Annotated in this window: 16 protein-coding genes; 14 read left to right on the plus strand and 2 right to left on the minus strand. The window is 65.7% G+C overall.

Translation table 11 applies throughout. The features are described from left to right. Positions 1–227 precede the first annotated feature (227 nt). Both E3T29_RS17470 and E3T29_RS17475 read left to right on the plus strand, forming a co-directional pair. Positions 228–446, plus strand: coding sequence for a hypothetical protein (locus tag E3T29_RS17470; protein ID WP_166792449.1), 219 nt, complete (start codon positions 228–230; stop codon positions 444–446). Positions 447–448: 2 nt separating this feature from the next. Beyond that, a complete protein-coding gene (locus E3T29_RS17475) occupies positions 449–1,846 on the plus strand; it encodes an MFS transporter (protein ID WP_134346774.1) in 1,398 nt (465 codons plus the stop codon). A 25-nt stretch (positions 1,847–1,871) separates the two neighbouring features. On the opposite strand, the gene E3T29_RS17480 is transcribed toward E3T29_RS17475, so the two are convergent. Next, entirely contained in the window at positions 1,872–2,720 is an 849-nt protein-coding gene (locus E3T29_RS17480) for a GNAT family N-acetyltransferase (protein WP_134346775.1), read from the minus strand. A 22-nt stretch (positions 2,721–2,742) separates the two neighbouring features. On the opposite strand from E3T29_RS17480, the gene E3T29_RS17485 reads away from it, so the two are divergent. The 6 genes from E3T29_RS17485 (at position 2,743) to leuA (ending at position 13,353) form a co-directional block, all read left to right on the plus strand. Then, the gene (locus E3T29_RS17485) at positions 2,743–3,339 is read left to right on the plus strand and encodes a DUF2975 domain-containing protein (protein WP_134346776.1); all 597 of its coding nucleotides are present in this window, start codon (positions 2,743–2,745) and stop codon (positions 3,337–3,339) included. After that, positions 3,339–3,587, plus strand: coding sequence for a helix-turn-helix transcriptional regulator (locus tag E3T29_RS17490; RefSeq protein WP_134346777.1), 249 nt, complete (start codon positions 3,339–3,341; stop codon positions 3,585–3,587). Before E3T29_RS17485 ends, E3T29_RS17490 begins: the two co-directional genes overlap by 1 nt. Then, the gene (locus E3T29_RS17495) at positions 3,584–7,333 is read left to right on the plus strand and encodes an SCO7613 C-terminal domain-containing membrane protein (protein ID WP_134346778.1); all 3,750 of its coding nucleotides are present in this window, start codon (positions 3,584–3,586) and stop codon (positions 7,331–7,333) included. Before E3T29_RS17490 ends, E3T29_RS17495 begins: the two co-directional genes overlap by 4 nt. Positions 7,334–7,542: 209 nt before the next feature. After that, a complete protein-coding gene (locus tag E3T29_RS17500) occupies positions 7,543–8,862 on the plus strand; it encodes an alpha/beta hydrolase family protein (protein ID WP_166792451.1) in 1,320 nt (439 codons plus the stop codon). Next, positions 8,859–11,408: a bifunctional lysylphosphatidylglycerol flippase/synthetase MprF gene (locus E3T29_RS17505; RefSeq protein WP_134346780.1), complete on the plus strand. Its 2,550-nt coding sequence runs from the start codon at positions 8,859–8,861 to the stop codon at positions 11,406–11,408. The genes E3T29_RS17500 and E3T29_RS17505 overlap by 4 nt, the downstream gene beginning before the upstream one ends. A 178-nt stretch (positions 11,409–11,586) precedes the next feature. Next, positions 11,587–13,353 (plus strand): 2-isopropylmalate synthase, encoded by a 1,767-nt coding sequence (gene leuA / locus E3T29_RS17510; protein WP_134346781.1) that lies wholly within the window; start codon positions 11,587–11,589, stop codon positions 13,351–13,353. Between the two features lie 126 nt (positions 13,354–13,479). Here the strand turns inward: leuA and E3T29_RS17515 are convergent, their stop codons facing one another. Beyond that, entirely contained in the window at positions 13,480–14,157 is a 678-nt protein-coding gene (locus tag E3T29_RS17515) for a hypothetical protein (RefSeq protein WP_198417783.1), read from the minus strand. Between the two features lie 170 nt (positions 14,158–14,327). Here E3T29_RS17515 and recO point away from each other — a divergent pair, with 170 nt between their 5' ends. From recO to E3T29_RS17540, 6 genes are all read left to right on the plus strand, one after another. Continuing rightward, positions 14,328–15,068 carry a DNA repair protein RecO gene (gene recO / locus E3T29_RS17520; RefSeq protein ID WP_134346782.1) on the plus strand — a complete coding sequence of 247 codons (741 nt, stop codon included), beginning with the start codon at positions 14,328–14,330 and terminating at the stop codon, positions 15,066–15,068. Then, on the plus strand, positions 15,065–15,883 hold the full coding sequence (locus E3T29_RS17525) for an isoprenyl transferase (RefSeq protein ID WP_233206245.1): 819 nt from the start codon (positions 15,065–15,067) through the stop codon (positions 15,881–15,883). Before recO ends, E3T29_RS17525 begins: the two co-directional genes overlap by 4 nt. A gap of 61 nt (positions 15,884–15,944) precedes the next feature. Then, positions 15,945–16,670 (plus strand): DsbA family protein, encoded by a 726-nt coding sequence (locus E3T29_RS17530; protein WP_198417784.1) that lies wholly within the window; start codon positions 15,945–15,947, stop codon positions 16,668–16,670. Positions 16,671–16,748: 78 nt separating this feature from the next. Continuing rightward, the gene (locus E3T29_RS20520; protein WP_255410059.1) at positions 16,749–16,883 is read left to right on the plus strand and encodes a hypothetical protein; all 135 of its coding nucleotides are present in this window, start codon (positions 16,749–16,751) and stop codon (positions 16,881–16,883) included. Between the two features lie 138 nt (positions 16,884–17,021). Next, the gene (gene dusB / locus E3T29_RS17535; RefSeq protein ID WP_134346783.1) at positions 17,022–18,206 is read left to right on the plus strand and encodes a tRNA dihydrouridine synthase DusB; all 1,185 of its coding nucleotides are present in this window, start codon (positions 17,022–17,024) and stop codon (positions 18,204–18,206) included. Further along, complete coding sequence (locus tag E3T29_RS17540) at positions 18,199–19,449, plus strand: deoxyguanosinetriphosphate triphosphohydrolase (RefSeq protein ID WP_134346784.1); 1,251 nt, start codon at positions 18,199–18,201, stop codon at positions 19,447–19,449. Before dusB ends, E3T29_RS17540 begins: the two co-directional genes overlap by 8 nt. The last annotated feature ends 15 nt before the right edge of the window (positions 19,450–19,464 follow it).

Consider the following 19,464-nt stretch of genomic DNA (forward strand, 5'->3'; position numbering starts at 1 on the left):
ACCGGCACGTCCCCGGCGAGGGCCGTGCTGGAAGCTCCCGCACCGGCCTGCTGCATGAAAGTAGGCACCCGAGATCGCTATTGCACGGTCGTCCGTGACACGTTGAGACGGCGGGCGACGTCCGGGTTGCAGTAGCCTGCGAGGGCGGGCACGATCGATCTGGGGGGATAAACGTGATGGCACGGAAGCCTTTCGGCGATATGTCGCCCGTCACGTATCGAAGCCCATTGCGCAAGATGCTCATGCTGCGTCAGCTGAGAAATCTGCTGCGTTGGGTGCAATCCGCCGCTGATTCGGACGGCCCGCTTCCAGTCCTGATCGATGGACACCAGGCGCGGAATGCGCTTGAGCGCGTACTGCTGAGCGAGAACGATTCGCGAGCGGCCTACGACCGCGAGTTGATTGCGCTCGAAATTCGGTCTGCGCGGCCTCGAGCGGCGCAGTAGGCATGCCGGTCCCCGGTGATCGAAATGGTCCACCTGGGCGGAGCGCCGTCCGCGCTGGCCTCTTAGCTGCGGCGCTCCTGGCGTTGGAGCTCGTGGCAGGCATGCAGGCCTACCTTCTGAATACGGTCATGCCCGTCATCGGGACCGACCTCGACGCGAAGGACTTCTACGGAGTAATCGTCGGATCGGCGCAGATCGCCATGTTCCTGACGATGCCCCTCGGCCCCTATCTGCTGCAGCGCTTCCGAGTGGATCGGCTGCTTCTGCACCTGAGTTGGCTTACGGTCATCGGCAGCATCATCAGTGCGTTGGCTCCTACCGTGGGCGTATTTGTGATTGGTCGGGTCGCCTCCGGTCTTGGCGCCGGAGCGTTGGCAACGGTGTCGTTGGCGGCGATCGTATCGGTCCTGCCCGCGGGTTGGCGGCGGGCGGTGCTGGCCGGCTACAACGTCATGTGGGTGCTCGCCTCGCTAGCCGGGCCCCTGTACGCCGCGTGGGTGACGTCTGTGTCGAGCTGGCGATGGGCGCTCGTTCTCTACCTTCCGCTCTTAATTGCGGCTCGAATCGTCGCAGCACGGCAGCTGAGGGGGTCGATGCAGTCCGGTGGCGATCGGGAGCGGCTGACGCTCGGATCCGCCTTCGTGCTGGCTGGGGGAGTGGCGTTGCTATCCCTCGTTGGCCTGCGGGGCCTGCCCGTGTCCGGTGGGATCGTCGTGGGAGTTGTCGGCGTTGCGGCGGTGGTTGTGGCTGCACGTCGGCTGCTCCCGTCGGGGACGCTGCGCGCGCGAGTCGGGCGTCCGGCCGCGCTTGCGACCATGGGACTCCTGACCGGCGTGTACTTCGGCGCCCAGGCGATCATGTCGATCATTGTTCAAGATCTGCTACACGGCACAACCGGGCAGGCTGCGCTCGTTCTCGCCGGCAGTGGGATGGGGTGGGCATTTGCGGGGCTCGCCGCGAGCCGATGGCCATCGCGGAGCCCGCGAGCGTACGTGCGCCGCGCGGCCGTCGGCGGCTCCCTCATCGGCACCGGCCTGCTCGTCACGGCAGTCGCGCTGCTCGTCGATGGCACGGCGCCGCGTGTCACGGTTGTGTTGGTTGGATGGTCGATCGCTGGTGTCGGAATGGGGTTGACCTACCTCGACACCCTGAACAAGATCGTGGATGTGCCGCAGCACGTGGACGGCGTCTCAGTGCCGCGCGCCGCCACGGCGATGATCCTGGTCGAGGCTATTGCAACAGCGGTGGCCGCCACGTTGGCGAGCGCTGTCGTCGGGCGAACCGTCGCGCAGAGCGGAGGCACGGACCCGGCCGTGGTCGTTTTGGTGTTGACCGTCATGGGCGCGGCTTCGGTGGTCTGGCTTGCTCGCCGCGCTGTGGCGACCGATGCAGCACCCTGATCGCGAGTTCGTCGCAGCCGCGATCCTATCCACGCGTTGCTGACGGCTCTGCCGGCGACCAGGAGCCTCTTACTTCGTCGCTGGTCGTACTTTTCACGCGCCAGGCCGTGCGTTCGACGATGGTGAATCCCAATCTGGCCAGGTTTCGAACGCTCGGTGATCTGGGAGCCGCGGTGGCCGCAGCCAGTGGACAGCCGAAAGCTCTTGCGACGCGGATTCGGTGCCCGAGGAGGGCGCTTTGGGCTCCAGCGCCTCGTGCTGCCGGGAGTGTGGACGCCCCGCCGAGCACCGCGACGGCATTTTGCACGGACATGGCCGCAGCGGCGAGGGGCTCGCCGTTACGGAAAGCGATGAATGCTCGAACCATCGGAAGGGCGTGTTCCGTTCGGATCAGCGATCGCACGTTGTCCGTTGCCGCGTACCCAGCGTCGAGTAGGTCCGCGAAGAGTGCTGCATCCGGGGCGGAAGAGACTTCGCGTATCTCCCACTGGTTCCGGTCCGCGCCGTCCGGGCGGATTGCTCCCACACGCAGAACGGCAATGGGACGCACGGGGGCGAGCTCGTAACCCTGGTCGAGCATCCGGTCGTTGAGCGCCTGCGACGGCGATGTTGCGATAATGGTTATTTGGTGTCGGTTCGCGAATCGGTTCAGAACCTCAGGCAGGTGCTCGACGGAATGTTCGTTCAGGCCCTCGACAGTGTTGAGAAATCCGTATTGATCGGCCGTTGCGATGCTCGCCCGCAGGCCGCCCAGGCGGAATGATTCGAACGCGCCCGGTAACCCTCCGGCCGCCGCCGCATCCAGGGCTAACGACTTACGCTCGAAAACAGCCAGCTCAGCGTCGTGAACAGGGTCCTCGACGGTATCCGGCATCTCTGAAGCCTAGGGGCTGTGCGTGCGCACGCTGTCCCGGCGGCGAATTTCGGTCGCGGAGTATGCCCGTGCTCGTGTCGCTCGCAAGAATGTGTGTATATTGTTTATCGATAGATTAACACCGATAAACGATAGGATTCACATGCATCGCTCGGCGATCGTCACCCTGAAAACACTCATCTTCGTGCTGATCACACTGCTTCTGGCGTGCCAGGTCTTTGTGATCCCAGCGGTCGCGCAGCAGATGGTCGAAAAATCTCCCCCACTCGACTATCTCCAGGTGCCCGGGATCATGGTCACGGTGGGGTTCGTGCTCTGCGTGCAGGTCGCGCTCGTCTGCGTGTGGCGGCTGCTATCGCTGGTGCGGGCATCCATCATTTTCAGGGAAAACGCGTTCAGGTATGTCAATATCATCCTCGGCCTGGTCACCCTGGCGACCCTCCTCATCCTCGGGTCTTTCATCACTCTGGCGGTCGCCGGTGTTGCCTCGCCCTCGGTCATCATGCTGTGCTCGCTCGGAATCGTCGTCGGCTCGGGACTGGCCTTGATGATCGTGGTCATGCGCGGGCTCCTCCATCAGGCTTCCCAACTCGAACGCGACCTGGCGGAAGTGGTCTGATGCCCATCGTGATCAACCTCGACGTCGAACTGGCTAAGAAGAAGATGTCGGTCGCCGACTTCGCCGCAGCGATCGACATCACACCGGCCAACGTATCCGTTCTTAAGAATGGTCGGGCGAAAGCCGTGCGATTCTCAACCCTGGACGCCATCTGCCGTGTGCTCGACTGCCAGCCCGGCGACATCTTCATGTGGGTGCCAGAGGACGAAGCCAGTACGCCCGCGCAGGCTTCCGTGTCGGGGTCATGAGCATGCCGCGAGCTGTTCAGCCTTGGAACGACGTCGCGATTCGCCATCTGCTCGACCGCACGTCGTGCCCCGTCTGCGCGGTCGCGCTGCCCGACAGCCCCTGTCGCAATTGCGGTGCCGAACTCGTCGGTGTTCTGGCGGCAGAACTCTGGTCAGCTTCGGAGGCGGCCGCCGCGGCGCTCGTGGCACGACAAGAGGCACTTGAACTCGTGTCGCATCCGCCGCGTGCGATCGACGCCGAAGACAGCGCCGTGCCGACGCCGGCACCGATTCCACAACGGATGCCCGCGCAACCTGGCGCGGGCGCTTCGGCCACTGCGGGCCGTCGGTCGAGCGCGACGGTGCAGTCCGTGCTGGCCATCGCGGGCGCTGGACTGTTCGCCGTCTCCGCGGTCGTCTTCACCTTCTTCAACCCCGACCTCAAAGATCACGCCCTGCGCAGCGTGATCGTCGGGCTGATCACCGTCCTCTTCCTCGGCGGCGCGTGGCTGCTGGCCCGCCACAAGCTGCAATTCTCGGCCGAAGCCGTCGGCGGCCTCGGGATGGTCTTCGTGGCCCTCGACGTCTACGCGTTCTCGGAACTGGCGCCGAGCGGGGTTAGCCCGTGGGTGCTCGCCGCCGCCGGAACACTCGTCAGTGGCGGTGTCATGGTCATGGTGTCGACGCTCGCGCGCATTCGCGGCTGGCTCTGGATCTCGCTCGCCGGACTCACTCTCGCTCCAGCGATGCTGGGCTACGCGGGCGAATCCACACTGGCGGCGATCCTGGGACACCTCGGAGTGGCCTTCGTCGCGCTCGCCCTGCTCAGGACGACACCGATGCTGGCGCAGCGATTTGATGGGCTCCTCCGGTTTGAGCGGATGACGCTTGCGACGATCCAAATCGTCGCGACCGGCATCCTGCTGGCCCAGATCGGGTTCACTGAGTTCACCACCACAACCGAATACTGGCTGACGATTACCGCAGTGCTGACCGGTGTCGCCCTGCTCGCCCTGCTCACGATTCGGCAGGTGGCCAAGTTGTTCTGGAGCGCCGTCACGGGCGCTGCCGCGATGGCCGCCGCTGTCAGCCTGCCCTTCGCCCTCGACCTCGGCGCGCACGGCGCGGGCGAGTGGTACCAGGCCGTCGCTCCCGCAGCGGGTGCCGCCGCACTGCTCGTGCTCCAGGCGGGTGCTCCGAGAGCCCGCGCCCTCGACCGCCGAGCATTCTTGGGTGGTGCATTCGCCATTGCGGGGGTGAGCGTGCTCGTGCCCGTTCTCTCCGCCGTGCTGATCGGGGCCGCAACGGTACTCGCCTCGCTGAGCGGCTCGGACCTCGGTGCGATCGGCCTCATGCCCGCGCACGGCTTTCTCGCCGTTGTGCTCGGACTGGGTGCTATGTCGGCCGGACTCGGAGCGTTCTCGGTGCTAACCAGTCGCGGTGATACCGCGAAAACGGATGCTACCCCGAAGCTGGCAGCGTGGACCGGATCACTAGCGATCTGGCTCGCCGCCCTCGCCGGGCTGGTCTTTGCCTGTCAGCCCATCTTGCCGCTCTGGTCGCGCATCACGATCGCCCTGTGCCTGGCCGTGGCAACGAGCAGTGCGCTCGTCGCCGTTCCGCGCCTGCGCAGTGCCGCCCTGAGAATGCGGCTGCCACTCGTGCTGGGCATCCATTTCGCGGTGCTGCTGGCCGTTATATTCTCCTTGGCCGATGATGGTGTCACCGTCTGGGCTGGCATCGTTATCGTCGCGACCATCGCCGTCATTGCGCAGACCGTGCCGCCCGGGATACGGTTTCTGCACGTCGGCGCGGGTTATGCCTACGCGCTCGTCATCGTCGCGATTGCACTTGACCAACTGGGCCTCGGCACCATCGCCGTGCTCTGCCTGACCACATCGCTCGGCTCGCTCGGCGCGATTGCCGCGACCTTTCTGCGACGGGTCGGGCCTCCGGCCTGGTACGCGATTCTGGTCGTGACGATCGTGCCGTTCATGATCGGCGTTGCGCAGGTGCTCTTTGAGCGCAGCGGCTGGACAGCCCTCTCGACCGCCCTCATCTTCTTACTGGCACTCACCCTCCTCAATACTCGACGCGCGGGCCTCGGAATCGTGCTCCGCACGATCGCCGCCGGCCTCCTCGTTCCCGCTCTTGCCGTCGTGGTGATCTGCCTCGGCGCGCAGGTGCTCCTTGGCAGCGCGTCTCCGGTGACGCTGCCGGTGATCGCGGCCATTGTCGCTATCGTGCTCCCGAGCACCGGCCTGATCGGGTCGATGCTGGGCCTGCGGGGGATTGGGTCGAGGGATACCGCGGCGGCCCGGATCGCGATTGAATCGTCGACCCTGCTGACCGCGGTGATCGCGGTCCAGCTGGCGCTCGTACGCGTCGCTGCCGGGCTGCCGACGACCTTCATCGTGCTGGTCATCCTCGGGCTCGGCACGGCAGCCACAGCTTTCTGGGCGAAACGCCGCTACGGGTGGTGGGTCGCCGCCGCCTCATTCACCGGCGCACTCTGGTGCCTGTGGGCCCTCGCCGAAATCAGCGCGCTCGAACCATACCTGCTCCCGCCGGCCCTGGCCGCCGCAATTGTCGGCCTGATCCTCACCGCACGCGGTTCCCGCGCCGTGCCCCTCTACGCGCTGGGCCTCGTCGTGGCCCTCGCACCGATCCTGGTGATGCTGGCGGTATCCGGCACCGGGGCTGCCGCCCTGGCTCCGTGGCGTGGCTATGGGCTCGTCGTCGCATCGTGGCTCCTGCTTGGCGTCGGCCGTGTGCTCGGCCGAGGCTCTTCGGTGCGTGCCGAACTGCTCCGAGCGCTGCAGATTCCAACCCTGGGCGTAGCGATTGCCGCCGGGGCGGCCGGCGCGATTCAGGGGGTCAGATTTGGTTTCGGTGCCGACCCGATCCTGACCGGAGGTGTGCCGCTCGTTCTGCTCTGCTTCGGAATCGGTCTGGCCGGAGCACTGCCGGCGGCCCTCGGCGCGGGCGCCATCCGCAGGGTCGCGCCGGAGGGGTCGCGGTGGGCCCGCACTCGCTGGCTCTATGCGCCCCCGGCGGTGTTCGTCGCGGTCGCCACCTGGTCATCGATCGAGCGCGATTGGTTCACAATCTGGATGATGTGGGCTCTCATGCTCGCCTACCTCGTGACCGTCGTCGTCATTGCCTGGCGGCTGCGCGCCCGAACAACGAGCCTGCCACCCGTGTGGTTCGTCTTCGCCATCGCGTTCGTCACGGCGATCGTGGCGTGGAGTCCGCGTGACCTGCGCGTCGAATGGTTCTCGCTGCCGCTTGGCCTCTTTCTGCTGGCGGCCGGCGCCTTGGTGCTGAATGGTGCGCGAGCGGATGCCGCGCGCGTGCATCCAGTCGATGCCAGCACGATAGGCACCGTCAGCAGCTGGCCGGCCGGCTGGAACGGCTCCTGGCCCCTGCTCGCCCCCGGAATCGTGGCCCTACTGTCGGCGTCGGTCACGGCCACCTTCACTGACCCGCAGACCTGGCGGGCGATCCTCGTGATCATCATTGCTCTCGTCGCCATTCTGATCGGCTCGAGTCGCAGGCTCGCGGCCCCGTTCCTGATCGGAATCATCGTGCTTCCGCTCGAAAACGTTCTCGTGTTCCTGGTGCAGATCGGTCGGGGGATCGAGTCGATGCCGTGGTGGATCACCCTGGCCGTCGTCGGTGCCGTGCTTCTTATCATCGCCGTCACCTATGAGCGACGTGCGGGTGAAGAAAACAGCATTACTGATCGATTGCGGGACCTGCGCTAAGAGCTGGCGCAGCGACGCTCAGCCCGCAGAGCATGCGCCGATGGTCGGGGAGTAGGCGCGCCCATCCCGCGACCGGCAGGCGCGGCATCCGCTTGCCGGCTGGGAGCGGGCTGTCAGCCAGCCATGACTTTTCCGGGCACTGGCTGATAACTCAGCGATGCCCGTCTACGAACCTGCCGGTGGTGCCAGAGTGGTCTCGGAGGCTCTGGATGAACTCGCTGCTCTCGGACATTAACCCGCTCGATCTCAACCTCATCGACGCACCCCTCCTCGCAGCGCTTTATGGCGTCACCGGTCTTGTACTGCTGCTCGTGTTGCTCGGTCCGACGGGCGTGCGTCGCGCGGTCATGACCGTCATCGGTGCCGTCGTCGGGGCAGCCGCCGGTTGGCTTCTGGCCTGGCTGGTCAGCGACGTCTGGGATCCCTGGGGCGTGTCGCTGTCGATCGGCACCCGGCTCTGGACCGAAGCACTGGGTGCCAGCGTCGCCATTGTGCTGCTGAATCTGCGCGGCCAGGTTCGGTGGCGACGCGTCGTCGCTATGTGCGCTCTGCCGCTCTGCCTGCTCAGCGCCGCGGCTGGGATCAACGCCGACGTCGGCCAATTTCCCACGCTACGAGTGGCTCTCGGTCTGGCTAGTTTTCCGCAGCTCGACCAGGCTCTGGCGACGGCTCGCAGCGACACTCTCGCGGCCGGTACGACGACCAGCACGGGCGACGGAATCGTCGGCACCGTCACCATCCCGGCGACGGTCTCCGGGTTCGCCGCACGACCCGCCCTGGTCTATCTTCCGCCCGCAGCGACGGCAGCCAACCCGCCGGCGCTTCCCGTGGTCGAGATGCTGTCCGGCCAACCCGGCAGCCCGAGCGACGTGTTCACGGCCGGCGGCCTGGCCCGCATTCTCGACCGGTATGCCCAGGCGCACTCCGGCCTCGCCCCCATCGTCGTGGTTCCCGACCAGCTCGGTTCTCCGACTAGTAATCCAATGTGCGTGAATTCCGCGCGCGGCCGGGTGGACACCTACCTCACCATCGATGTCCCGGCCTGGATCCGCGCGCACTTGCACGTGAAAGATCAGCCCAGTGCCTGGACCATCGCCGGTTTCTCCCAGGGCGGCACCTGTTCCATTCAACTTGGGGCCGCGCATCCGGAACTGTACGGTAATATTTTGGACATCGCGGGAGAGCTTGTTCCTAGAAACGGAAGCGAGGCGCATACGGTGGCAGCCGGTTTCTACGGTGACGCCGCCGCCTACGCCGCGGCAGCACCGGCCGCTATCCTGGCCGTGCATGCGCCGTACACCGCGCTCGGCGCGATCTTCGTCGCTGGCGACGGTGACCCGCGCTTTCTGCCCGGGGTGCGCACGCTCGCGGACGCCGCCGCGCGCGCCGGCGTTGACACCCACCTGTTCGTTTCCCCCGGCACGGCCCACGACTGGCACACCGTTGACTACGCCTGGACCAAAGCCCTGCCCATCATCGCAGCCCGCACCGCTTTGCTTGCGCCCGACAACGTTGGGATGACAGGATGACCGGAACCAAAATCGAGAGCGACTCCGGAAAGCGTGACCCCACCAGATCGCGCCCGGTACGGCGCGACGTGTTCGGTTCCCTTGGACGGTTTGCCGGCCAGCGGCCGTTCGCCGTGGCCTATGCCGTATCCCTCCTCGGTGTGGCACTCGTCAGTGGGGTGATCACGGGGCCGTCGCGAGACATCCGTCTACTCTTCGGAACCGGCTACGAGTCGGTCATCGAAAACGGTCACTGGTGGTCGCCGTTGACCTCGGTATTTTTCGTTGACAACGGCGCCGAACTGGTGCTGGCGCTAGCCGGCATAGTGATTATATTGGGGTTCGCCGAACGGATGATGGGCACCCGCCGCACCGTGATCGCTTTTCTGTCGACGTCGATTCTGGGTGCGACGATCGGCCTCGGTGTGCAGTATCTCGGCGTGGCGAGCGGGGAGATGTGGTCACGGGGTGTGAGTGAGCTGTGGGCGGTTGACCCTTTTACCCCAGTTTTGGGCAGCGCTATGGCGGCCAGTTACTTCGCCGGGCCGCTCTGGCGGCGACGCATTCGGGTGCTCGGCCTGTCGACGGTACTCGTGCTCGTGCTGTATTCAGGCCAGCCCTCCGACCTCTACCGGATGCTGGCCGCGGTCGTCGGGCTCGGCGTCGGCTGGCTGTGGCGCCCGCCGCTGCGTGTCACGTCGTGGCGGCGCAGCTCCGACCACGAAACTCGCACGCTGCTGTCCGCCATCGTCGGCATGGTCGCGGTCGGACCGGTCATCACCATCTTCTCCGGTGCCCGGTTCGGTCTGCTCGCGCCGCTCGGCATGCTGCTCAGCCAGGACGTACCTACGGCCGGGGAGGTCGTCGACCGCTGTCTGCTGGGTGACGTGACCCGGCAGTGCGTGCAGGAACTCAGCCTCGAACGCATCGGCGGGGCCGGCCCGGTGCTGGTCAGCCTGCTGCCGTTGCTCACCCTCGTCGTTGCCGCGTTCGGGCTGTCCCGCGGACGGCGGTTCGCCGCGTGGCTGGCGATCACCATCAACACCGGGCTGGCCCTGCTCGCCGCCTGGTATTACGGGCTGCTGCCGATCTCCGGGCAGGCCTACGTCTGGCAGTGGCAATCCGGCCGGTACTGGGAGGTCACCCTCATCCTCGTGGTGTCGGTGCTCGTGCCGCTCGCCGTTGCCCTCGTTATCCTCGGCCATCTGCGCCGTTTTCCCGTTGCTTCCCGCACCGGCGTGCGACGTCGGTTCGTGCTCGTGACTTTGGGTAGCCTCGCTGCGCTCGCCGCGTTTTACATCGGCATCGGATGGCTGCTCCGCGACCATTTTCGCCCAGCCGTCACGCTGCTCGACCTGCTCGCGGACCTGCCGGAGCGCTTCATTCCGGTCGGGTTCCTGCGCCTGGAGCGGGTGTCTTTTCTTCCGGCCGACCCGCTTGCCACCGCCCTGTACGACGGTGTCGGTGCTGCATTCTGGATCGTTGTCTTCGTCGGGGCGATCCTCTGTCTGCGGAGCGCGTCGGTCGGCCCGACCGCCGACGCGCCGGAGCGGCTACGCACCCTGCTCGCCGACCACGGCGGCGGATCGCTCGGGTTCATGACGACCTGGACCGGTAATTCCCTCTGGTTCACCGCGAGTGGGCGCTCGGCGATCGCCTATCGCGTGGTCAACGGCATCGCCATCACCACGTCGGAACCGGTCGGACCGCCCTCCGAGGCCGCTGAGGCCGTGGCCTTCTTTGCGCGCATGTGCGACGACCACGGTTGGGTGCCGGTGTTCTACAGCCTGCATGAGAGCTGGCACCCGGTCTTCAACGCGATGGGCTGGCACACCATGCAGGTGGGGGAGGAGACACTGCTCAATCCGAGCGTCTGGAACACCACCGGAAAGAAGTGGCAAGACATCCGCTCATCCGTCAATCGGGCCGACCGCGCCGGTGTGCGGGCGGTCTGGACCAGCTATCGGGCGCTGTCGCTGGCGCAGGCAGCGCAGATCGCCGAAATCTCGGAGCAGTGGGTTCAAGAGAAAGAACTCCCCGAACTGGGGTTCACCCTCGGCGGCCTGGACGAACTGCGCGACCCCGCCGTGCGGCTCATGCTCGCCGTCGACGATGCAGAGCGCGTGCACGCCGTCACCAGCTGGCTGCCGACCTACCACGACGGTGAAATTGTGGGCTACACTCTCGACTTCATGCGGCGCCGCCCGGACAGCATCAACGGGGTGATGGAATTTCTGATCGCCCAAACGGCCGAGCGGATGCAGCAGAGTGCGCAGATCGAGTTTCTCAGCCTGTCCATAGCGCCGCTCGCCCCGGCTGCCGGGCCCCGGCCGGGCGGAGTGGCCGATCGACTGCTCGAATACCTCGGGCGCACGCTCGAACCGGTGTACGGGTTTCGGTCGCTGCTCGCATTCAAACGTAAGTTCCAGCCGGAGTTCGCGCCCGTTTTCATGGCTTTTCCCGACCCGGTCGCACTGCCGGAGATCGGGTTGGCCCTGGCCCGTGCCTACCTGCCGAGTCTGTCTATGCGGGAGGTCGTCACCTTGATGCGCGGGCTGAGCCAGTAGCATCCGTTGGCCGAGGCGGCGCCAGTAACGGTCGTATCAGCGCTGCCAAACGGTGCTAGCCTGAAAATGTGTTGAACGGTGCGCTCCTCCTTAGCTGCCGCGACGAGTCCTAATCTAAAGGCCTCCCTCGTCGCGGCGTTCGTCGTTGGCTGTACGACACCCACGAGGAAACAGGACCATGAAGAACAATCAGACCGCATCCACACTGCCGATCCACCGCTACCGCCCGTACCACGAGCAGTTCGCCGTTGACTTGCCCGACCGTACCTGGCCGAGCAAGCACATCACGGTTGCTCCGCGCTGGTGCGCGGTCGACCTGCGTGACGGCAACCAGTCGCTCATCGACCCGATGAGCCCCGAGCGCAAGCGCATCATGTTCGATCTGCTCGTGCGCATGGGCTACAAGGAAATCGAGGTGGGCTTTCCCTCGGCGAGCCAGACCGACTTCGACTTCGTGCGCAGCCTGATCGACGAGAACGCGATCCCCGATGACGTCACCATCCAGGTGTTGACCCAGGCCCGCGAACACCTCATCAAGCGCACCTATGAGTCGATCACCGGCGCCAAGCAAGCCATTGTGCACCTCTATAATTCCACCAGCATCCTGCAGCGCGAGGTTGTCTTTCGCGAACAGAAGCAAGGCATCGTCGACCTGGCCCTGTACGGCGCGCGCCTCTGCAAGCAGATGGAGTCGACCATTCCCGGCACGACCATCTACTACGAGTACTCGCCGGAGAGCTTCACCGGCACCGAGCTCGACTTCGCCGTCGACATCACCAACCAGGTCGTCGAAATTCTGGAGCCCACTCCGGAGCGCAAGGTCATCGTCAACCTGCCGGCCACGGTCGAAATGGCCACGCCCAACGTGTACGCCGATTCCATTGAGTGGATGGGCCGTCACCTGACCCAGCGCGAGAATATTCTCATCTCCTTGCACCCGCACAACGACCGCGGAACCGCCATCGCCGCTGCCGAGCTCGGCTACCTGGCCGGTGCCGACCGCATCGAGGGCTGCCTGTTCGGTAACGGCGAGCGCACCGGCAACGTGGACCTCGTCGCGCTCGGCGTCAACCTGTTCACGCAGGGAATCGACCCGCAGATCGACTTCAGCAACATCGACGAGATCAAGCGCACCGCCGAGTACTGCAACCAGTTGCCGGTACCCGAACGCAACCCGTGGGCTGGAGACCTGGTCTTCACCGCGTTCAGCGGCTCGCACCAGGATGCCATCAAAAAGGGCTTCGAAGCAATGGATGCCGACGCCGCCAAGCAGGGCTGCACCGTCAACGACCTGGTCTGGGCCGTTCCCTACCTGCCGATCGACCCCAAGGACCTGGGTCGCAGCTACGAGGCCGTGATTCGGGTGAACTCGCAGTCGGGCAAGGGTGGCGTCGCCTACCTGCTCAAGACCGACCACGCCCTCGACCTGCCGCGCAAGCTGCAGATCGAATTCTCCGGCGTCGTGCAGGCCAAGACCGACGCCGAAGGTGGCGAGGTCACGAGCGAGCAGATCTGGGACATCTTCAACGATGAGTACCTGCCAGCGGCGATCAAGCACCCCGAATCCAAGTGGGGTCGGTTCGAACTGCACTCCACCCGTACCTCGAGCGATCTGACCGGCACGGTGGATCTCGCCGTCGAACTGCGCGACGGCGACACCGTGGCGCAAGCCACCGGGTCCGGCAACGGCCCGATCAACGCGTTCCTCGGAGTGATGGCGGAGCGTGGCATCGCCATCACCCTGTACGACTATGTCGAGCACGCGCTTTCCGCCGGTGGCGACGCGCAGGCGGCCGCCTACGTCGAGCTCGACGTGAACGGCAAGCGGTACTGGGGCGTCGGCATCGACGCGGACATCTCCACTGCCTCGCTGAAGTCGGTGGTGTCTGCGGTCAACCGGGGCATCCGGGCCGAGGTCAGCGACCTGGAGCTGGCCGCCGTTTAGCAGCATCCACTTTTCGCACCAACACGAAAGCCCAGAACCGTCAGTTCGGTTCTGGGCTTTCGTTGCACCATCCGGGTGCGGCCTGGTGTTGGTCTGTGCAGGGGTTAGTGTGATCGGTTGCCCTGATCAGGCCAGGGCGGGCAGGTGCATCGCGCGATCCGTGCTACGTGCACCGAGCAGGGCGCGGCAATCGTTGATCGCGTGGTCCAACAGGGTGTAAAGCCGGGCGTCCGGGTCGGCAATGCAGGCCTCACCGATACCCTGCACCGCAACGCGAATAATCGTGTCGGCGGTGCGCGGAGTGAACTTGGTGTGCGACCAGGAATGCACACCTCCGATGAAGTCACGCGCCCAACGTTCGGCATCCGGTGCTTCATCGAGAGCGGCCCGAATGAGCGGGCGCATCCGCTCGGCCAACGCCAGATCAAGACCGGATGTGTTCCGCTCGCAGGTCAGCACGCCCACCGCGAGCGCGCGCTGGCGTTCCAGACTCGCCACTGGAAGGGCTTCGCACCCGGCGCGCAGGGCAACAGCAACCTCAACGCGCTTATCGGAACCGGTCAGCCCGATGACTGACGGAATCAGCAGCGCGAGCCGCGACCTGGCGTCGTCGGAACTGCAGTCATTGACCATGCGAGCAAGCGAGGCGAGCACCGGGTGGGTGCAGGCGGGGTGGTCACTCCAGGACTCGCCGGCGAGGTAGGAGGCGAATTCCATGAAGCAGCCGCCGCTCTTCGGAGTGCGGTGTTTGCCGCGTGAGAGCACGGGCATAATGTCGGGCAGGCTGCCCTGGACTGGTTTCATGAAAACCTCCATACCACGGGGACTAAGTGTCCTTAAGTGTCCCCCCGTCCGGCCCGAAAAACCAGAGCCAGGGCAGACTAGTGACAAAATTTCAGGGCTAAATGAGCATCCGTTTTGTAGGGGAGGTCAGCCGTGACCGTTCTTACAGCAACCGGGTGGGATAATTACCTGTGCCTGTCTACCGAGATGAAGCCGTCGTGCTGCGCACCCACAAGCTGGGTGAAGCCGACCGCATCGTCACCATGCTCACCCGAGCGCACGGCAAGGTGCGCGCTGTCGCCAAGGGCGTGCGGCGTACCGGGTCCAAATTCGGCGCCCGGCTCGAACCGTTCATGGTCGCCGACGTGCAGCTCTACGAGGGCCGAAGCCTCGACATCGTCACCCAGGCCGAGTCGCTCGGCTCCTACGGCGCCCTGATCACCGCCGACTACGGCAGTTACACCGCCGCGAGCGTCATGGTCGAAACCGCCGACAAACTCACCGAATCCGAGGGGTCCCTGCAGCAGTACCTGCTGTTGGTCGGCGCCCTGCGATCGTTGTCCCGCCAGGAACACGGCTCCCACCTCACCCTCAACTCCTATCTCTTGCGCGCCGTGTCGATGGCAGGCTGGGCGCCGAGCTTTCAGGACTGTGCCCGCTGCGGCGCCCTCGGCGAACTCGGCATCGGGGGGCAACACAGTGCCATGGTCGTGCAGATGGGCGGCCTCGTCTGCGATGACTGCGCCCCTCCCGGTTCGCCCCGGCTCGACGCTGCGACGATCGCCCTGCTCAGCGCTCTGCTCACCGGCGACTGGGAACACGCGAGCGCGAGCCCCGAACGTACCCAAAGCCAGGCGGCCGGCGTCGTAGCCGCCTACACGCAGTGGCACCTGGGCCGCGGGCTTCGCTCGCTGGAACACGTCGCCCGATGATGGCGAGCCTGTTCGGCTTCAAGGGTGCCACGCACAAAGATTCCGTTCCATTCAAACCGCTCGACTGGACCGGCCTCTACCCGCCCGATCTGGCCCGCAAGGTCGTGCCCGAGCACGTCGCCGTCGTCATGGACGGCAACGGCCGCTGGGCCAATGGCCAGGGCCTCACCCGCATCGAGGGGCACAAAGCCGGCGAGGCCGCCCTGCTCGACGTCGTGGCCGGCGCCATCCAGATCGGCGTCAAACACCTCAGCGTCTACGCTTTCTCCACCGAGAACTGGAAGCGCTCGCCCGAGGAGGTGCGTTTTCTCATGGGCTTCAACCGTGACGTCCTGCATCGCCGCCGCGATCAGCTCAACGAGTGGGGCGTGCGAATTCGGTGGGCGGGGCGCAAGCCGAAGCTGTGGGCATCCGTCATCAACGAACTGCAATTCGCCGAGAAACTGACTGCCGGCAACGACGTACTCACCCTCACCATGTGCGTGAATTACGGCGGACGCACCGAAATAGCGGATGCCGTGCGAGCGCTGGCCGAGGACGTCGCCGCCGGCAGGCTGAAGCCATCTGGCATCACCGAGAAGGCCATCGCGAAGCAGCTCTATGTGCCCGAACTCCCCGACGTAGACCTGTTCGTGCGCAGCTCGGGGGAGCAACGCACGAGCAACTTTCTGCTCTGGCAGAGCGCCTACGCCGAGATGGTCTTTCTCGACACCTTGTGGCCGGACTTCACCCGGGTCGACCTGTGGCGAGCAGTCGAACTGTACGCCTCGCGCAACCGACGCTACGGCGGAGCGGTCGACGCCCCAACGTCCTGAATGCCGCCTGCCAATATTCCCTGCGGGGAATACACGAGCGCAGGGCCCCGTTGGCCCGAGTGTGACTGACACAACTACTACCGACATTTCTGCCCCCACGAGCTCCGACCCGATCAAGGTCGATATCTGGAGCGATGTGCAGTGCCCCTGGTGTTACATCGGCAAACGCAAGTTTGAAGCCGGAGCGGCCCAGTTCGACGGCGCCGTCGAGGTTGAGTACCACAGCTTCGAGCTCTCACCCGACACCCCGGTCGATTTTGTCGGAAACACGGTCGACTATCTCAGCCAACACAAGGGGATGCCGGCCGATCAGGTGAAGCAGATGCTCGCCAACGTCACAGAGATCGCCGCGAGCGTCGGCCTCGACTACGACTGGGACTCGGTGCACCAGACCAACACCGTCATCTCGCACGAATTGCTGCACTACGCCAAAGCGCACGGCCGCCAGCTCGACATGATGGAACGCCTGCTCAAGGCCTACTTCATCGACGGCCGCCATGTGGGCCGGGTCGAAGACCTCGCCGACCTGGCCGCGGAGATCGGACTCGACCGGGCCGACGTCGTGCGGTCACTGACCGCCAACGAGCACCTCGCCGCGGTCAAAGCGGACGTCACGCAGGCCGGTGCCTACGGCATCCAGGGCGTTCCGTTCTTCGTCATCGACGGCCGCTACGGTATCTCGGGCGCGCAGGACCCGACGGCGTTCGCCCAGGCCCTCGACCAGGCTCGCGCCGATCGTTCGAAGGATGCTTCCACGAATACTTCCACCGGCGCTGCTTCCGCGTAGCAGCGATACCCAGCCGCATCGCGTAGCCTGACAGGTAAGACTTTCACCGATCCACCCAATTGATTCAGGAGATAACTCATGACTGACACCATCGCCACCACGCCGCCCGTCTTCACCGACGCTGCCGGCCGTCCCACCATTGAGCTCCTGGGCGCCCCCGCTGCGACCGACGAGGCCGCCGGCTCCTGCTGCGGTGGCGGCTGCTGCAGCTAATTTGAACTCATTTCAACACGAACGCAGCTGCCGCAGGCCTGGTCACCAGGCGCGGCAGCTGCGTTTCTGCGTGGGCTGCGGCATCCGTTCCACCAACGATTCGAAGCATGCCTCGCTTTCTGGGAGAATTGACGCAACATGACCTCACCCACCCGCACTGTCGGTCCACCTGTCGACCAGGTGGCGCCGACCGGACCGCTGCGAATCGGCCCGCTCACGCTCGACGTGCCCGTGGTGCTCGCTCCAATGGCCGGCATCACCAATACGGCGTTCCGCAGGCTCTGCCGCGAATACGGCGCCGGACTGTTCGTCAGCGAAATGATCACCTCACGCGCGCTCGTTGAACGCAACGCCGAGACGATGCGGCTGATCACACACCACGAGAGTGAAACCACCCGCTCCATTCAGCTTTACGGCGTTGACCCTAAGACCGTCTCCGAAGCGGTGACCATGCTCGTCGCCGAAGACCGCGCCGATCACATCGACCTCAACTTCGGCTGTCCGGTGCCCAAGGTCACCCGTAAGGGCGGGGGAGCGGCCCTGCCGTGGAAGATCGGCCTGTTTCGTCAGATCGTCGAAGCCGCCGTCACCGCCGCCGGCGCGGTTCCGTTGACCGTGAAAATGCGCAAGGGCATCGACGCCGACCACCTCACCTACATCGAGGCCGGTAAGGCTGCCGCCGGAGCCGGCGTCGCCTCCATCGCGCTGCACGGTCGAACGGCTGCGGAGTTCTACTCCGGCCACGCCGACTGGTCGGCCATCGAGAAGCTCAAGAACGCCATCAGCGACGTACCGGTGCTCGGCAACGGCGACATTTGGTCAGCCGATGACGCCCTGCGCATGGTGCGCGAGACCGGATGCGACGGCGTCGTCGTCGGGCGCGGCTGTCTCGGCCGACCGTGGCTGTTCGGCGATCTTGCCGCGGCCTTCCGCGGGCAGGAACTCAAGGCCGAACCCGGCCTCGGCCAGGTCATCAACGCGTTCCGCCGCCACGCCGAACTCCTCACCGAATACTTCGACAGCGAAGACCGCGCCTGCCGCGACATTCGCAAGCACGTTGCCTGGTACTTCAAGGGCTACCCGGTGGGCGGTGACCTGCGGGCCAGCCTGGCCATGGTGCAGTCCCTCGCGCAGCTCGACGACCTGCTCGGCACCCTTGACGCCTCGTTGCCCTACCCGGGAGCAGATGTCGAGGGCCCGCGCGGTCGGGCGGGAACACCGAAGAAGCCGTCTCTGCCGGAGCGCTGGCTCGAATCGCAGGATCTTTTCGGTGCGGAGCGAGTGAATTTGACCGAGGGCGAAGGGGACACCAGCGGTGGCTAACTCAAACGGATACAGCGAGAACGACGAGGCCCGTTGGTTTCCCGAAGAGCACTACTCCAGGCGCAGCGACTTTGCCCGCGACCGGGCACGCCTACTGCACTCGAGCGCCCTGCGCCGCCTCGCGGCCAAGACGCAGGTGCTCAGCCCCACGGCGGGGCTCGACTTTGCCCGCAACCGGCTGACTCACTCGCTCGAGGTCGCCCAGGTGGGGCGGGAGATTGCCTCGCGTCTGAACGTCGACCCCGACATCGTCGATACCGCCTGCCTGGCGCACGACATCGGGCATCCGCCCTTTGGCCACAACGGTGAGAAGGCACTCAGCCTGTGGTCGGAAGACATCGGCGGGTTCGAGGGAAATGCCCAGACCCTGCGCCTGCTCACCCGGCTCGAGCCTAAGGTATTCGGGCCCGACGGTCACAGCTATGGACTCAACCTCACCCGGGCGAGCCTCGACGCCAGCTGCAAGTACCCCTGGCCGGAGGGTTCCTCGGTCTATGACCCGAGCGGGCGTGCCAAGTTCGGGTTCTACCAGGACGACATTGCCGCGTTCGAGTGGCTGCGCGCGGGAGCCCCCGACCGCCAGCTCTGCATCGAAGCGCAGGTAATGGACCTCTCCGATGACATTGCCTACAGCGTGCACGACTTCGAGGATGCCATTGTCAACGGCTACGTCGACGTCGCTGCCCTGAGCAGCCGCACCGACCACGACGAACTCCTTGCGACCATGTCGGAATGGATCGGCGACGAAACCAGTGCAGACGACCTCGCGACGGCGTTCAACCGGCTCGACTCGCTCGATGTCTGGATGGACTCGTGGACGGCCGGGCGCCGCGACCAGGGCCACCTCAAGAACCTCACGAGCCAGCTCATCGGTCGGTTCAGCGGTGCCGCCGTGCATGCCACCAAGGAGGCGCACCCGGGCGCGAACATGCTGCGCTTCGGGGCCAATGTAATCGTGCCCCGCGAGATCCAGGCCGAAATCGCGGTACTCAAGGGCATCGTCGCGGCCTTCGTCATGACCCGCAACACCCGCAAGCCCATCTACGTGCAGCAGCGTCAGGTACTCACCCTGCTCGCCCAGACTCTGCACCACTCCGGTGACGAACACCTCGACCCCGGCTTCCGCGAGGACTGGCACGCTGCCGCCGACGATGCCGCCCGCAAGCGTGTCATCGTCGACCAGGTGGCAAGCCTGACCGACCAATCCGCCCTGGCTTGGTACGAGCGCCTGGTCCAGGGCTAGCCCCGCCCCTGCCCC

It is taken from the genome of Cryobacterium sp. TMT1-66-1 (assembly GCF_004403435.1).
GTDB classification, from domain to species: domain Bacteria; phylum Actinomycetota; class Actinomycetes; order Actinomycetales; family Microbacteriaceae; genus Cryobacterium; species Cryobacterium flavum.

What these genes read in the sequence shown, in the direction of transcription:
- E3T29_RS17475 (WP_134346774.1), top strand. Translation starts at nt 449, where the DNA reads ATGCCGGTCCCCGGTGATCGAAATGGTCCACCTGGGCGGAGCGCCGTC.
- E3T29_RS17480 (WP_134346775.1), bottom strand. Translation starts at nt 2,720, where the DNA reads ATGCCGGATACCGTCGAGGACCCTGTTCACGACGCTGAGCTGGCTGTT.
- E3T29_RS17490 (WP_134346777.1), top strand. Translation starts at nt 3,339, where the DNA reads ATGCCCATCGTGATCAACCTCGACGTCGAACTGGCTAAGAAGAAGATG.
- E3T29_RS17495 (WP_134346778.1), top strand. Translation starts at nt 3,584, where the DNA reads ATGAGCATGCCGCGAGCTGTTCAGCCTTGGAACGACGTCGCGATTCGC.
- E3T29_RS17500 (WP_166792451.1), top strand. Translation starts at nt 7,543, where the DNA reads ATGAACTCGCTGCTCTCGGACATTAACCCGCTCGATCTCAACCTCATC.
- E3T29_RS17505 (WP_134346780.1), top strand. Translation starts at nt 8,859, where the DNA reads ATGACCGGAACCAAAATCGAGAGCGACTCCGGAAAGCGTGACCCCACC.
- leuA (WP_134346781.1), top strand. Translation starts at nt 11,587, where the DNA reads ATGAAGAACAATCAGACCGCATCCACACTGCCGATCCACCGCTACCGC.
- E3T29_RS17515 (WP_198417783.1), bottom strand. Translation starts at nt 14,157, where the DNA reads ATGAAACCAGTCCAGGGCAGCCTGCCCGACATTATGCCCGTGCTCTCA.
- E3T29_RS17525 (WP_233206245.1), top strand. Translation starts at nt 15,065, where the DNA reads ATGATGGCGAGCCTGTTCGGCTTCAAGGGTGCCACGCACAAAGATTCC.
- E3T29_RS20520 (WP_255410059.1), top strand. Translation starts at nt 16,749, where the DNA reads ATGACTGACACCATCGCCACCACGCCGCCCGTCTTCACCGACGCTGCC.
- dusB (WP_134346783.1), top strand. Translation starts at nt 17,022, where the DNA reads ATGACCTCACCCACCCGCACTGTCGGTCCACCTGTCGACCAGGTGGCG.